This window comes from Streptomyces sp. NPDC126499 (assembly GCF_040302485.1).
Classification (GTDB): domain Bacteria; phylum Actinomycetota; class Actinomycetes; order Streptomycetales; family Streptomycetaceae; genus Streptomyces.
In genome coordinates, this window is record NZ_JBEOUO010000017.1 from 54,635 (window position 1) to 69,641 (window position 15,007).

The following is a 15,007-nucleotide window of genomic DNA, read 5'->3' on the forward strand; positions in this document are numbered from 1 at the left end:
GAATGATTCGGGCATATTGGTGTCAACCGGCCTCGATTCCTGATCAAGTGCTGTGTTAGCGTCCCGACGGCAACCGGGGGAACGGCTGCTCGACCGGCAGCCTCTTCAAGCCATTTGCTGCTCCCTTGGCCTCAAGAGCCCCGGGAGCGCCGCGCCTTGCTGACCACAAGTGCCGCGGCCCCTGTTTCTCGACCGTTTCCGGCCTCCGAACGCCTCGTTCCGCCCACCGGTCCCGTAAGAAAGGCTGCCTTCGTGAGCGCCCCTGCCGGCCACAAGCCCCAGCGCATTCATGAGGTTTTCGAAGCGCAGGTCCGCCGCACTCCGGACCGCATCGCCGTGATCTCGGGTCAGCGTCGTCTGACCTACCGCGAGCTCGACGAGCGGGCCAACCGGCTCGCCTGGGCCCTCACCCGCCGCGGCACCACCGCCGGCTCCCGCGTCGGAGTCTGCCTCGACCGCGACGAGTGGCTGGTCGCCTCCCTCCTGGCCGTGCTGAAGACCGGCTGCGGCTACGTCCCCCTGGACCCCGCCTATCCGGACGACCGGCTGGCACTCATCCGCGAGGACGCCGGCGTCCACCACGTCATCACCAACTCCCGCCACGCCGAGGCGCCTTGGCTGGCCGGCTCCGACTGGCTGCTCCCGGACTCCGTCGAGGTGGCCGACGCACCCTCCGGCGCCCCTGCGGTTCCCGGCTCCCCCGACGACATCGCCTACGTCATCTACACGTCCGGCTCGACCGGGCGGCCCAAGGGCGTCGTGGTCGAGCACCGCAACACCCTCCAGCTCGTGGACTGGGCCCTCGCCACCTACACGGCCGAGGAATGGAGCGGCATGCTCGCCGCCACCTCCGTGTGCTTCGACGTCTCCGTCATGGAGCTCTACCCGCCCCTGCTGAGCGGCGGGACCGTGATCCTGGCCGACAACCTGCTGGCCCTGCCCGGCCTTCCGGCCCGCGACGAGGTCACCATGATCTGCGGCGTGCCCTCGGCCCTCGCCGTGCTCTGCCGGGAGCCGCTGCCGCCCTCCGTCCGCACGGTCAACCCGGCCGGCGAGGCGCTGACCAGGGCACTGGCGGACCGCATCTACGCCAACCCCTCGGTTCGGCGCGTCGTCAACTGCTACGGCCCCACGGAGGCGACGACCTACTGCCTCGCGGCCGAGGTCCCGCGCGACGCCACGGAGGAGCCCGTCATCGGCAAGGCGATCGCCGGCGCCGAGGCCCACGTCCGGGACGCACACGGCAAGCCGCTGCCCGAGGGCGAGGCGGGCGAACTGTGGGTCGCCGGACCCCTGTTGACCCGCGGCTACCTCGACCGTCCCGACCTCACCGCCGAGCGATTCGTCCAGGACCCGACCGTACGGGGCGGGCGCGCGTACCGCACCGGCGATCTCGTGCGGGTGGTCGACGGCGTGTTCCACTACCTCGGGCGCATGGACGACCAGGTCAAGGTGCGCGGCTACCGCATCGAGCTCGGTGAGATCGAGGCCGTGCTCAGCGGCCACCCCGCCGTACGCAACGCCGTGGTCCTCGCCCCCGCGGACGAGGACGGCGTGCGCTTCCTCGCCGGATACGTCGAACTCGACGCCGACGGCCCCGCGGAGGACGAACTGCGCGACCACGTGGCCGCGCGCCTGCCCGGCTACATGGTGCCGTCCCGCATCGTCACCCTCGACGCGATCCCGATGGGACCGACGGGCAAGGCCGACCGATCGGCACTGCCGCCCGTGACCCCGCGCCGTGAGGCGAGCACCGGGTTCGTCGCGCCGCGCGACGAGACCGAGGAGCGGCTCGCCGCCGTCTTCACCGAAGTCCTCGGACTGGAGACGGTCGGTGTCCTCGACCGGTTCGCCGACCTCGGCGGACACTCCCTGGCCGCTGCCCGGGTCTGCGCCCGGATCCGTGAGGAGTTCGGAGTCGGTCTTCCCTTCGCGGACGTGCTCGCGGCCCAGACCGTCGCGGCGGTGGCCGACCGGATCCGTGAGGCGGCGGCCGTGACGCCGGACACCGGTACCGAGGCGCCCTCGGCCCCCGTGCGGCACGCGGGGCGGCGGGTGTTCCCCCTCACCGACGCACAGCGCGACTTCTGGACCATGCGGCAGCTCAACGCCACGGCCGGCCTCACCACGGTGGCCGCTCGTCTGCGGCTCACCGGCCGGATCGGCACCGACGCCGTGCGCGACGCGCTGGCGGCCGTCACCGAACGGCACGAGGTGCTGCGCAGCACGGTCGTCGAGCGCGACGGTGAGGTCGTCGCCGAGGTCCGCGACGCCCAGGCCGTACCGGTCGCCGAACACGACCTGAGCGCGCTGCCCGGTGACGCGCGGGTCCGGCGCGCCGCCGAACTCGCCGAGGCCGCCGCGGGCCACCACTTCGACATCGAGGCGGACACGCCCCTGCTGCGTGCCGATCTGATCCGGCACGGCGACGACGAGGCGGAACTGGTGGTCGTCGCCGATCACATCGCCTTCGACGGCTGGTCCGTCGGCGTGCTGATGCGGGAACTGGCGGTCCTGCTCGGGGACGATGCCGACGCCCCCCGGCTGACGGAGCCGGCGCTCCAGACGGGTGACCTGGCGGTCCACGAGGCCGCGGCCTTCGCACACGGCCGCGAGCGCCACGAGACCTTCTGGACGACGGAGCTCAGCGGCAGCGTCACCCCGCACGACATCCCCGGAAGCGCCGCGGCCTCCTCGTCCGCCGGGACCGGCGCCTCCCGGGGATCCGCCCGCGTCGTGCGTACCCTCCCCACCGGCCTCGCCGAACAGGTCGACTCCTTCGCGAGCGCCCACGCCGTCACCCCGTTCGCCGTGTACCTGGCCGCCACCGGCCTTGTGGTCTCCCGTCTGACGGGCCGGACCGACACGCTCGTGGGCGCGGCGCACGCCCGCCGCACCGAGGCCGGCACCGACCGGCTCGTCGGGCCGCTCGTCGGCGTGCTTCCGCTGCGTATCGACGTGGCCGCGACCACCCCGTTCCGCCGGCTCACCGAACAGGCCGCGGAGACCACGCTGCGCGCCCTGGCCCACTGCGACCTGCCGGCCGAGCGCATGATCGAGGCGATCGAGCGTCCCCACGGCACACCGGCGGCGCCGGTCGTCGTCAGCATGCAGCCCACCGAGGTGCCCGTCTCCGTCAAGCACGGCGGCGTCGTCGTGGAGCTGCTCGGCGAGCTGCGCAGCGGCGGCTCCTTCAGCGACCTCGCGCTCTTCGTCAACCGGACCGTCGACGGTCCCGAACTGGTCCTGGAGTACAACGCCGACCGTTTCACCGAGGACGACGCGAGGCGCTTCACGGACCGCCTCGTCGGCGTGCTGCGCACCGCCGTCGAGGACCCGGAGCGCCCGGTGAGCGGCTTCGACGTCCTGGAGGCCGGCGAGAAGCGGTCGCTGCTCGAGGCGGGCACCGGCGAGGTCCACGACGGGGCCGTCGGCACCCTGGTGCCCACCGTCCTGGAGCCTGCCCGCACCTCGCCCGACGCCATCGCCGTGACCGGTCCGGAGGGACAGCTCACGTACCGGGAGCTCGACGACGTCTCGGCACGGCTCGCCGCCTTCCTGACCGCCGAGGGCTTCGGCCGCGGCCACGTCGTGGCCGTCTGCATGGAACCCGGGCACCGGCTGCCCGCCGCCCTGCTCGGCGTCGCCCGCTCCGGCGCCGCCTATCTGCCGCTCGACCTCGAACACCCCGCGGACCGTCTGGTCTACCAGCTCACCGACAGCGGCGCCCGCCTCGTCGTGGCCGCCGGCGCCGGTCTGGCCGCCGCCCGGGCGCTCGCCTCCGGCGAGGACGGCATACGGATCGTCGACCTCGACGAGATCGTCGCCACGGCGAACCCCGACGGCGCCCCGCGGCAGGACCCCGCCCCGGAGGACACCGCCTACCTGCTCTACACCTCCGGTTCCACCGGCCGTCCCAAGGGCGTGGAGGTCACCCACGGCAACCTCGCCGTCCATCTGGACGCGATGCGGCGGGAGTTCGGACTGGCGCCCGCCGACGTGATGCTCACCGTCGCCGGCGTCTCCTTCGACGTCGCCCACCTCGGCATCTGGTTCCCGCTGACCACCGGGGCACGCTGCGTCATGGTCGAGCAGGCCTGCGCCGTCGACGGCTACCTGCTCGCCGACCGGATCGCCGCTACCGGCGTCACCGTCCTCCAGGGCACGCCCACGCTGCTGCGGACCCTCGCGGCCGTCGAGTGGCCCGGCGGCGCGCACCTGAGGGTGATGAGCGGCGGGGAGGCCCTCGACCCGTCCCTCGCCGGGCGCCTGCTGCCCCGCGTGGCCGAGCTGTGGAACATGTACGGCCCGACCGAGGCCACCATCTGGGCCACCGCCCATCGCATCACCGACGCCGACGTCGCCTCCGGGACCATCCCGCTCGGCCGACCGCTGCCCCACTACCGCGTCCACGTCCTCGACGACAGCGGCCGGCTCACGCCGTACGGCGTCACCGGTGAGCTGTGGATCGCCGGCCCCGGTGTCGCGGTCGGCTACCGCAACCGGCCCGACCTGACCGAGGCCGCCTTCCAGGCCGACCCCCTGTGCCCGGGGGAGCGGCGCTACCGTACCGGCGACCTCGCCCGGTGGCTCCCCGACGGCCGGCTGGAGATCCTGGGCCGCCGCGACCACCAGGTGAAGCTGCGCGGATACCGCGTCGAACTCGGCGAGGTGGAGACCGCGATCCGTGCGCACGCCGCCGTCGCCGATGCCGTCGTCACCGTCGTACGGGACGGGGACGCGCACCTCGCCGGCTACGTCGTGTGGCGTGACGGACAGGCGGACCTGCGCGGCCTGGAGGGATTCCTGCGCGAACGGCTCCCCTCCTACATGGTCCCGCACCGCTGGCTGGAGATGGACACCCTGCCGACGCTGCCCAGCGGCAAGGTCGACCGCGCCCGGCTGCCCGAGCCCGCCGCGGCCGAGGAGCACGTGGCCACCGGTCCCAGGCCGCTGCCGGAGGGCCCGGTCGCCGAACTCGTCGCCTCCGTCTGGTGCGAGATCCTCAAGCTCGAACAGGTCTACGCGGACGACGACTTCTTCGCGCTCGGCGGGCACTCCTTCGCCGCCACCATGGTGATGGGACGGCTGCGCACCGCCCTCGGCGTCCGGATGCCGGTGAGGCTCCTGTTCGACCACAGGGTCCTGGCCGCGTTCGCCGCCGCCGTCGAGGAGCGCGCCCTCGCCGCGCTCGAGGAGGACCAGGCCACGGGCGGTGAGGCATGACCGCCCCGGCCCGTCCCGACCTGCGCGCGCTGCTCGCCGCCCGTGTCGCCTCGGCCCTGAAGCCGGACGCCCACGTCATCCCGCGCCGGCCGGACCCCGAGGCTCCCGCGCCGCTCACGGCCGCGCAGCGCGCCATGTGGCTGCTGTCGCAGTACGACCCGGACAGCCCCGCGTACAACGTCCCCTTCGTGCTGCGGTTCACCGGTGCCCTCGACGCGGCGGCCATGACGGCCGCCGTGCGCGGGCTCGCCGACCTGCACCCGGTGCTGCGCAGCACCGTCACGGCGGCCCCGGACGGCTCCGTACGGTCGCTGCGCCGGGCCCCGGACAGCGTGCCCGTCGAGCAGCGCACCGTCACCGCGGACCAGCTGGACCAGGCGATCCACGACGTCCTCGCCCGGCCGTTCGACCTCGCCCGCGACGTGCCGCTGCGCGGGGCGCTGCTGCGGGTGACGGCCGACGACCACGTCCTGGTCCTGGCCGTGCACCACATCGCCGCGGACGCGTACTCCCGCGCCACGATCCTGGACGACCTCGCCCGCGGCTACGCGGCGGCCCTGGGCGGCCCCGCCCCGCGGCGCCCGGAGGTGACGTACGAGGACTACGCCGCGTGGCGGGCGGCGAAGGACGACTCGCATGCCGAGGAACTCGACTGGTGGGCGGCCCGGCTCGCCGGGCTGCCGCCCCTCCTCGAACTGCCCACCGCACGCCCGCACGAGCAGGCCGGCTGGCGGGCCCGCGAGGTGCCCCTGGTGCTCGACGGGGCGACCGCCGAGCGCGTCCGCGCCTTCGCCGCCTCGGCCGGCTGCTCGCCGTTCATGGTGGTGCTGACCGTCCTCCAGGTGCTCCTGGGCCGCCTGTCCGGCAGCGACGACATTCCCGTGGGCGTACCGGAGGCAGGCCGGCACCACCCGGCGACCCAGGGAATGATCGGCTGCTTCCTCAACACCCTGGTCATCCGGACCGACCTGTCGGGCGAGCCGACCTGGTACGAGCTGCTGTCCCGCGTCCGGGACACCTGCCTCGACGCCTTCGCCCACGCGGAGACCCCGTTCGGCGACGTGGTCGCGCACCTGCGACCCGAGCGTCCCGCGGGAACGACGCCGCTGTTCCAGGTCATGCTCAACGTCTTCGACGCGGCCCGCACCGAGGCGCGGTTCCCCGGTCTCACCGTGGAGGAGCGGGCGAGCCGCATCACCACGGCCAAGTTCGACCTGGCCTGGCACCTCGTCGACCACGGCCCCGAGGGGCTGAAGGGCGCCCTGGTGTACCGGGCGGAGCTCTTCGACGCAGGCTTCGCCGTCCGGCTCACCGAGTGGTTCCACACCCTCCTGCGTTCGCTCCTCGACCGTCCCGACCAGCCGCTCTCCGAGGTCACGCTGGGCTCGGTCGCCGGTCCCGCCACGGTGGGCCCGGCGCTGGAGCGTCCCGTCACCGACCCCGTGCACCGGCTCGTCGAGCAGTGGGCCGAGCGCACCCCGGACGCCGTCGCCGTCGTCGGCTCCGACGCCACCCTCACGTACGCCGAACTGGACCGCGCGGCCCGTGACGTCGCGCGCCGCGTCACCGAGCTCACGGGCGGCGCCCGGCTCCCGGTCGGCGTGATGATGGAACGCGGCAGCCGGCTCACCGCGGCGCTGCTCGGCGTGCTCAAGGCGGGCGCGCCGTACGTCGCCGTGGACCCGGCCTACCCCGCGCGGCGGACCCGCCGGATGCTCACCGCCGCCGGCGCGCGCGTGCTGCTCACCGACGGCAGCCGCGACGCCGGCGAGGACTACGGGGTGCCGCACGTGCTCACCCTGGCGGCGGGCGCGCCCGCGCACGCCCCCGGCGGCGAACGGGAGACGGCCCCCGTCCGCCTGGACGACCCCGTCTACGTGCTGTTCACCTCGGGATCCACCGGCGAACCGAAGGGCGTCGTCGTCGAGCACCGTCATCTGGCCCACTACCTCGGGGCGTTCCGGCAGCTCATGGGCGGCACGCTCGACGGATCCCCGTCCTTCGCGCTGGTCTCCACCATCGCCGCCGACCTCGGGCTGACCAACGTCTTCGGCGCCCTCACCGGCGGCGGCACGCTGCACATGCCGGACCGGGAGACGGCGACCGACCCCGCCGCCTACGCCGCGTACCTCGCCACGCACCGTGTCGACGCCGTCAAGATGGTGCCCAGCCACCTGGAGATGCTGGCCGCGCACGGCGACCTGGCGGCGCTGCTCCCGAAGCGGCTGCTGGTCCTCGCGGGGGAACCCTGCCCGTGGCAGCTCGTGGACCGGATCCGCGAGGCGCGGCCCGACCTGACCGTGCACGTGCACTACGGGCCGACGGAGACCACCGTGTCCGTCCTCGGCGGGGACGTCCGGGACGTCCCCGCCGAGGCCAGGCGGGGCGCCGTACCGCTGGGCCGTCCGCTGGCCGGCGTGCGCTGCCACGTCGTCGACCGCGCGGGACACCCCCTGCCGGTGGGCGTGCCCGGGGAGCTGTGGATCGGCGGCCCGTCGGTCAGCCGCGGCTACCTGGGCCGTGAGGACCTGACCGCCGAACGGTTCGTGGCCGATCCGGTCACGCAAGAGGGCGTCTGCTACCGCACCGGTGACCGCGTCCGGGTCCGCGAGGACGGTCTCGTGGAGTTCCTCGGCCGTCTCGACGACCAGGTGAAGGTACGCGGATTCCGGGTCGAACTCACCGAGGTGGCCTCCGCGTTGCGGGACGTTCCCGGTGTGGAGGAGGCGGTGGTCCTTCCGGTGGGCGAGGCCCACGACCGCCGGCTCGCCGCGTGGACCACCGGCCCGGCCGATCCCGCGTCCGTCAGGGAGGCGCTGCGCGGCAGGCTGCCCGACTACATGGTGCCGGCCACCGTGACGCCGCTGGCCGCGCTGCCCCTGAACCCCAACGGCAAGGTGGACCGCGCGGCGCTGCCGGTGCCCGCGGTGGCCGCCGACCGCGCGGACCGGGAACCTCCGGCGACACCCACGGAGAAGCACGTCGCACAGGTGTGGCGGCGCGTCCTCGACGTCCCGGACGTGGGAGCGCAGGACGACTTCTTCGCGCTCGGCGGGACCTCCTTCCAAGCGGTCCTGGCCGTCCGCGACACCCACCCGTCCCTGCGCGTCATCGACCTGTTCACCCACCCCACGGTGCGCGGCCTGTCCGCTCTGCTGGACCGGCGCGACCGCGGCCGGGCGAACGGGACGGCCACACCCTCCGATGCGCCCACACCGATGCTGCACCGCCTGGGTTCCGCCGTCGTGGACGGTGCCGCGCCCACGCTCGTGTGCCTGCCGTACGCGGGCGGTTCGGCCGCCGCGTACCAACCGCTCGCCGAGGCGCTCGGCGTCCGGGCGGCCGTCCTGGCCGCGGAGCTCCCGGGGCACGATCCGGCGGCCGGGGACCAGGACCTGCTGCCCCTCGACGCCGCCGCCGACCTGCTCGCGGACGAGATCACGGGGCTCGGCCTCCGGCCCGTCCTGTACGGACACAGCGCCGGGGCGGCCCTGGCCACGGCCGTCGCCCTGCGGCTGCAGGAGCGCGGCACTCCGGCCCGTGCCCTCGTCGTCGGGGCGAAGCTCCCCGATCGCGGACCGGAGGAGGCGGACCCGTCGGAGGTGACCGACGAGGCGTACCTCGCGGATCTCCGTACCGCCGGGGCCCTGCCGGCGGACGCCGACGGGGCGTTCCTGGCCACCGTCCTGCGGGCTCTGCGGCACGACGCCCAGCAGGCCCGCGACTGGTTCGACCGCACCGGGCGGGTCGACGCCCCCCTGACCTCGCCGGTGCTGTGCGTGGTCGGCGACCGGGACGAGGGCACCGCCGGGCACGAGGAGCGCCACCACGCATGGCTGCGCTACGCCCCCTCCGTCACGTGCTCCGTCCTCCCGGGCGGCGACCACTACTTCCTCAAGCATCGTGCCGACGCGCTCGCCTCCCTGATCGCCGGCCGGCTCGCCGCCTGGTACGACGTCCCGCCCCACGACCTCGAAGAGCCGCACGATGACCACTGAGACGAGCGCCGCGAGGCGCACCAAGAACCAGGTGGCCGTACCGGTCGTCCTCGACTACCTGCTGTCCCACCTCGGGTTCTACTGCCTGCTGCCGGTGCTGCCGGTCCTGCTGGGCCGCATGCACCAGGGCGTGGGGCCGCTGCTGATCGGCACGTCCCTTTTCACGTTCACCTTCACGTACAAGGGCGCGTCGCTGTTCTGCGCCGGGCTCCTCCAGCGGCTGCCGATCCGGCTGGCGATACCCGGCGGGCTGACCCTCGCCGGCCTGGGCTTCGCCCTGCTCCCGCTCTCGCCCCACCCCCTCGTCACGCTGCTGTTCCTCGTGGTCGCGGGCGTCGGCATCAGCGTGAACGGCATCACCGCACGCATGTACGTGGCGATGGCCCTGGAGTCGGCGGGCGAGCGCAACTCCGTGTTCGCCGGTATCCAGGTGGCGATCAACGTCTCCGCCGCGGTGGGGCCGATCGTCGCCAACTTCCTGGTCGACGGCCCGCACGAGAAGCGGCTCCTGCTGCTGGTCGCCGCCATCTACTGGGTCTCCGCGGCCGTCATGAGCCTGTGCGTGCCCAGCGGCCTGCGTCCGGGTGACGGGGACGCGCGCAAGCCGCTGCGGCTCGGGTTGATCAAGGCCATGGTCACCGACCGGAGGGTCCGCACCGTCTCCCTGGTCACCCTGGCCGGGAGTTTCCTGTACGGGCAGTTCTTCTCGGCCTTCGCCATCCACGTCACGCACATCGCGGACTCCGCGACCGCCAGGGCGAGTTTCTTCACCCTGAACGCGGTGCTGATCGTCGTGCTGCAGATGGCGGTGTCCGCCTTCACCAACCGGGGTCTTGAACGCGGCGCGTCGCCGATGCGCTTCCTCGTGCTGGGCATCGCGGTGTTCGCGGCGGCGTTCGTCCCGCTCGGGGCGAGCACCACCGCGCTGACCACCGCCTACCTCGCGGTCGTCCTGTTCTCCGTGGCGGAGATGCTCTTCACCCCGATGGTGAGCACCGCCTTCGCGGAGTTCGGTTCCGAACGCCCCATGGTGGAGGTGTTCAACTTCCGTCAGGTCGCCTCCACCGCCGGCGAGTCCCTCGGCGGCTTCGCGGGCGGCGCCCTCTTCACGTACGCCGCCCAGCACGGCGCGGGCGGCGCCTACTGGTGGGGCGTGGCCGCCGTGGGCACGGTCGTCCCGGTCGCCGCCCTGGCCCGAGCCCGTCGGCGCGCCGAGCCCGCCGGAGCGGGAGCGGGCGAACAGCGACCGGAGGCGGTGCTCGACGGGGCCTCGTGAGCGGGCCGCTTCGCCCGACGTGGCCGCGGCGACTGCGCGCGAGAGCGCCGGCGTCGCCGCGCGTCACGTTTCGGGCACCGGCCCAAGGCCGCGTCCGGCCCCGGTGACGACGAGCCGGCGACCCGGTACCGCGGACGGTCTCATGTCGCGCGGAACCGCCCTTCCTCCACCTCCGTCACAAGCCCGCCGCTCATCAGCCGGTCCAGGTGCTGCACCGCCGTCCTCCGCTCCGCCGGATTCACGTGCGGTCCCTGGACGTGGGGGCGGTAGACCAGCCGGTGTTCGACGATCTCCTCGACGGTCCGCGGCTCGCCGAGGAACGCGAGGAGCGTCGCGTCCCGCCTCTCCACCACGCCGACGAAGGCGTCGAGCCGGCGCCGGAACTCCGCGGCCCCCTCGATGACGCCCTTCTGGTGGGACGTGCCGTACCAGCGCGCGTCGATCTCTCGGCACCGGCGCACCGACGCCTCGAAATCCACGAGGCTGCTGCCGACATCACCGTAGTACGGGCCGAACGACGTCAGGTCGATGTCCGCGACGAAGAGGAAGCCGTCCGGCTCGATCAGGAAGCCGCTGTGGCCCGCGGTATGGCCCGGCAGATGGACGACGGTCACCGTGCGCCCGCCGAGATCGAACACGGCACCGTCCTCGAATCCCCGCGCGTCCGGACGTCCCCGCACGTGGAACCGGTCCCGCATCGCCTTGTCGGCCTCGGCGGCCGCGTCGGGCGGAAGCCCGAACCCGGCGACGAGAACGTCGCGGGACCGCAGCGCTTCGAGGTCGCCCGTGTGCACGTGGACCGGCACCTCGTAGCTTCCGAGACCGGCGATGTGGTCCTCGTGCGCGTGGCTCACGAGGACCAGGTCCGCGGGCGGCGCCGCGTCGACGAGCGAGAGCGACGGATCCACGACCAGCGATGCGTTCGTGCCGTGCACGAGCAGCGAGTTGCCGTACGGGTAGGCGCCCCGCTCGGGGCCGACGAGCACGGTGACCCGGCCGTATTCCGCTGGTGCGTATCCCGTGGTGTGCGTGTTCATGATGAGTGGTCTCTCCCCCCGTGTGACACCGATTGAACGTCCGCGTCGCGGCCGCTCCGGCTACTTCGCCGTACCGAGCCCGTCGGCGGCGACGACCTCCGGCAAGGAGGCGGTGTGAGTCCTTCAACACCCCGCGACAGCTGACCGGACGTGTCCGTCGATGTACTCTCCCGACAACGCCCTTGACCTGCAGAAGCAGGCAGGGAGCAGACGAATCGGGAGTAACTTCGTGTTCCGTACGGTATTCAAGTCCAAGATCCACCGTGCCACCGTCACCCAGGCCGACCTCCACTACGTCGGTTCCGTGACGATCGACGCCGAGCTGATGGAAGCCGCCGACCTGCTGCCCGGCGAGCTGGTGCACATCGTCGACATCGACAACGGCGCCCGCCTGGAGACGTACGTCATCGAGGGCGAGCGCGGCTCCGGTGTGATCGGGATCAACGGGGCGGCGGCCCATCTGGTGCACCCCGGCGACCTCGTGATCCTCATCAGCTACGCGCAGGTGACGGACGCCGAGGCGCGCAGCCTCGTGCCGCGCGTCGTGCACGTCGACGCCGACAACCGGATCGTGGAACTCGGCGGTGACGCCTCCGCCCCCGTGCCGGGCAGCGACACCGTCCGCCCGCCGCACGCGGTACCCGCGCAGGTCTGACCCCGCCCCGGCCGCGCCCGCCCGGCGGGTGCGGCGTCCCGCGCCACCCGAATGAATGGGTCCTGGGGGCGGGGGCACACGGACCGGGTGAAGCTTGGAGCCGAGACCCGTCCCCGAGTGCCGGAGTGCGTCATGACCCAGCCCCCCGTCCCCGACCCGATGCCGCCGTCGCCCACCCCGCCGCCCGGCCCGTCGCCGGTGCCCCCGCCCGTGCCGCCGCCCAGCCCCGTACCGCCGCCGAACCCGGCCCCCGTACCCGAGCCGGAACCGCAGCCTCAGCCGGGGCCCGCCGGGCTGTGACGCGTGGGAGGTGACGACAAGCGGCCGGGATTGCCCCGAAGCCCTTGTCACGCACGGTTGCCCGCCCCTACCGTGGGCGACTGCCGATGCGTTCGAGGGGGGCCCATGGCCGTACGCGGGACACGCGGGAAACACCGCCGGTACCAGCCGAGCCGGATCAACCGTGCCTCGCTGACCGTCACCGCCGGCGGCGCGGGCATGGCCCTGCCGCTGATCGGCGCGGGCACGGCGCAGGCCGCCTCGCTGGACGTCTGGGAGAAGCTCGCGTCCTGCGAGTCCTCGTCCAACTGGCAGATCAACACCGGCAACGGCTACTTCGGCGGTCTGCAGTTCAGCCAGGCCACCTGGGAGCGCTACGGCGGCACCCACTTCGCGCCGCGCGCCGACCTCGCCTCCAAGGACCAGCAGATCGCCGTCGCCGAACGCGTGCTCAAGGGTCAGGGGCCCGGCGCCTGGCCCGCCTGCGCCCCGGGCGCCGGACTCGACCGCGCCGGACTCGACCGCGGCGACGAGGCCCCCGGGGCCGCTCCCCAGACGGCGGGCGTCCGCCCCCTGACGCAGGTCGCGTTACCCGCCCAGCGGACCGGGCCGGCCGGCGGGGGAGCGCCCGCGAGCCCGACCACCGTGCCGACCGTCCGCGAGATGTACACGGTCACTCCCGGCGACTCCCTGTCCAAGATCGCCCGCGATCAGCATGTACGCGGCGGTTGGCCCCGGCTGTACGAGGCGAACCGCACGGTGGTCGGCGACGACCCCGACCTGATCCACCCCGGCCAGCGCCTCACGCTGCGCATCGCCGTCCCGGCCGCGCCCCCCTCCGCCCGGCCCGACACGCGACCGCAGCAGAAGCCGTCCCCGCGGCCGTCCACGCAGCCGCCCGCCCCGCCGAAGCAGCTCCCCAAGCCGACACCCGAGCCGAAGACGACGGCGAAGCCGCCCACCGCGCCGCCCGCGCGGCCCTCCACCGCGCCCACCGCCAAGCCGGCGCCCAGCGCCCCCGCCGCCCGGCCGACGCCCACCCGCCCGGCCGCGCAGCCGGTCCACCGCCCCGCGCCGAAGCCCGTCACCAAGCCGGCCGCCAGGCCCCCGGCGAAGCCCTCCGCCAAGCCCCCGGCCCGCCCGGCCGTCCGGCCCGCGCCCAAGCCGCCCGTCCGGCCCGCGCCGAAGCCACCGGCCGCCGGCTTCACCTCACCCGTCGCCGACTCCGACGTCGGCACCCGCTACCGCAAGCAGGGCTCCTCCTGGTCCAGCGGCTACCACACGGGCGTCGACTTCCCCGTCCCCACGGGCACCTCCGTACGGGCCGTGGCCACCGGCCGGGTCGTCTCGGCCGGATGGGGCGGCGCCTACGGCTACGAGGTCGTCATCCGCCACCAGGACGGGCGCTACAGCCAGTACGCCCACCTCTCCGCCCTCACCGTCCGCGAGGGCCAGCGGGTCAACACCGGTCAACGGATCGGCCGGTCAGGGTCGACCGGCAACAGTTCGGGACCGCATCTCCACTTCGAGGTGCGCACGGGTCCCGGGTACGGGTCCGACATCGACCCGCTGGCCTACCTCAGGGCCCGTGGCGTGTCGATCTGACACCGACGGCGAGCCCGGGGGCGGGGCCGGGCGGTCGGCGCCCGGCCGGGCGGTGGTCGCCGACTGCCGCCCAGCCGCCGGGTCCTCGCTCTGCCGGTCGGCCGTCAGGCGGTGGACCGTGAGCTGCACCAGGCCGCCCGCCGCCACCGCGCCGCAGATCAACGCGGCGACGGTGCCGGCCGCCCCGTAGCGGAACGACTCGCCGAACAGGGTCAGTCCCACCACGGCGGCGATCACCGGGTTCACCACGGTGACGGTCGCCAGCGGCGCGGCCAGGCCCGCGTCGCGGTACGACGCCTGGGACAGCAGCAGCCCCGTGATCGCGAGCGCCGAGAGGACCAGCAGACTGGTCCACTCGGCCAGCGGGGCGTTCGCCGTCCACTCCTCGGCCACCGTCTTCGTGAAGACCGAGGCGAGGCCGAAGGCCACTCCGGCCGCGGCGGCGAGGACCACGCTGTGCAGCACCGCGCGCCGCACCACGACGTGGGCGAACACGAACAGCAGCGCCACCGCTCCGAAGGTGCCGAGCGCCAGCAGGTGCCGGGCGTCGTCGGACAGGGACCGCACCCCGTCGCCGCCCGTGAGACTGAGCAGCCCGGCCAGGCCGACGGTCGCCATGACGGCGCCCCGCCACGCGGTACGGCCGGCCCGGCGGCCCACGAACAGCGCCGCCATCGGCAGCGCGAACACGATCGTGAGGGCGCCCAGGGGCTGGACCAGGCTGAGCGGCCCGTACGCCAGCGCCGCGACGTGCAGGGCCGCGCCGAGACCGTTGAGCAGCACGGCGACCCACCACGCCGGACGGCGCAGCGGGGCGTAGCGCGGACCCGCGGCCGAGGCCGCGACCCGTTCCTGCACGATCGCCGCCGCCGCGTAGGCGACTGCGGAGACCAGGGAGAGCAGGACGGACAGCACGAGGGGGCTCATACCT

8 protein-coding genes are annotated in these 15,007 nt (G+C 74.2%); 6 read left to right on the plus strand and 2 right to left on the minus strand.

Features of this window, described 5'->3' with window-relative positions; genetic code table 11:
* Positions 1 to 252: 252 nt before the first annotated feature.
* From ABTZ91_RS24170 to ABTZ91_RS24180, 3 genes are read left to right on the plus strand one after another with little or no spacing between them, the layout of a single operon-like run.
* Complete coding sequence (locus tag ABTZ91_RS24170) at positions 253 to 5,226, plus strand: amino acid adenylation domain-containing protein (protein WP_352079308.1); 4,974 nt, start codon at positions 253 to 255, stop codon at positions 5,224 to 5,226.
* Positions 5,223 to 9,224 (plus strand): amino acid adenylation domain-containing protein, encoded by a 4,002-nt coding sequence (locus ABTZ91_RS24175; RefSeq protein WP_352079309.1) that lies wholly within the window; start codon positions 5,223 to 5,225, stop codon positions 9,222 to 9,224. The genes ABTZ91_RS24170 and ABTZ91_RS24175 overlap by 4 nt, the downstream gene beginning before the upstream one ends.
* On the plus strand, positions 9,214 to 10,500 hold the full coding sequence (locus tag ABTZ91_RS24180; protein ID WP_352079310.1) for an MFS transporter: 1,287 nt from the start codon (positions 9,214 to 9,216) through the stop codon (positions 10,498 to 10,500). The genes ABTZ91_RS24175 and ABTZ91_RS24180 overlap by 11 nt, the downstream gene beginning before the upstream one ends.
* A gap of 140 nt (positions 10,501 to 10,640) precedes the next feature.
* Here the strand turns inward: ABTZ91_RS24180 and ABTZ91_RS24185 are convergent, their stop codons facing one another.
* Positions 10,641 to 11,537 (minus strand): MBL fold metallo-hydrolase, encoded by an 897-nt coding sequence (locus ABTZ91_RS24185; protein ID WP_352079311.1) that lies wholly within the window; start codon positions 11,535 to 11,537, stop codon positions 10,641 to 10,643.
* 229 nt (positions 11,538 to 11,766) lie between these two features.
* Between ABTZ91_RS24185 and panD the strand changes: the two genes are divergently transcribed.
* The 3 genes from panD (at position 11,767) to ABTZ91_RS24200 (ending at position 14,076) form a co-directional block, all read left to right on the plus strand.
* Positions 11,767 to 12,192: an aspartate 1-decarboxylase gene (gene panD, locus ABTZ91_RS24190; RefSeq protein ID WP_352079312.1), complete on the plus strand. Its 426-nt coding sequence runs from the start codon at positions 11,767 to 11,769 to the stop codon at positions 12,190 to 12,192.
* A 132-nt stretch (positions 12,193 to 12,324) separates the two neighbouring features.
* The gene (locus tag ABTZ91_RS24195; protein ID WP_352079313.1) at positions 12,325 to 12,492 is read left to right on the plus strand and encodes a hypothetical protein; all 168 of its coding nucleotides are present in this window, start codon (positions 12,325 to 12,327) and stop codon (positions 12,490 to 12,492) included.
* Positions 12,493 to 12,597: 105 nt separating this feature from the next.
* A complete protein-coding gene (locus ABTZ91_RS24200; RefSeq protein WP_352079314.1) occupies positions 12,598 to 14,076 on the plus strand; it encodes a transglycosylase family protein in 1,479 nt (492 codons plus the stop codon).
* Here the strand turns inward: ABTZ91_RS24200 and ABTZ91_RS24205 are convergent.
* Complete coding sequence (locus ABTZ91_RS24205) at positions 13,957 to 15,003, minus strand: DMT family transporter (RefSeq protein WP_352079315.1); 1,047 nt, start codon at positions 15,001 to 15,003, stop codon at positions 13,957 to 13,959. The two genes, ABTZ91_RS24200 and ABTZ91_RS24205, sit on opposite strands and share 120 nt — an antisense overlap.
* Positions 15,004 to 15,007: the final 4 nt, after the last annotated feature.

Coding starts and splice junctions, on each gene's coding strand:
- ABTZ91_RS24175 (WP_352079309.1), top strand. CDS start 5,223: ATGACCGCCCCGGCCCGTCCCGACCTGCGCGCGCTGCTCGCCGCCCGT.
- ABTZ91_RS24180 (WP_352079310.1), top strand. CDS start 9,214: ATGACCACTGAGACGAGCGCCGCGAGGCGCACCAAGAACCAGGTGGCC.
- ABTZ91_RS24185 (WP_352079311.1), bottom strand. CDS start 11,537: ATGAACACGCACACCACGGGATACGCACCAGCGGAATACGGCCGGGTC.
- ABTZ91_RS24195 (WP_352079313.1), top strand. CDS start 12,325: ATGACCCAGCCCCCCGTCCCCGACCCGATGCCGCCGTCGCCCACCCCG.
- ABTZ91_RS24200 (WP_352079314.1), top strand. CDS start 12,598: ATGGCCGTACGCGGGACACGCGGGAAACACCGCCGGTACCAGCCGAGC.
- ABTZ91_RS24205 (WP_352079315.1), bottom strand. CDS start 15,003: ATGAGCCCCCTCGTGCTGTCCGTCCTGCTCTCCCTGGTCTCCGCAGTC.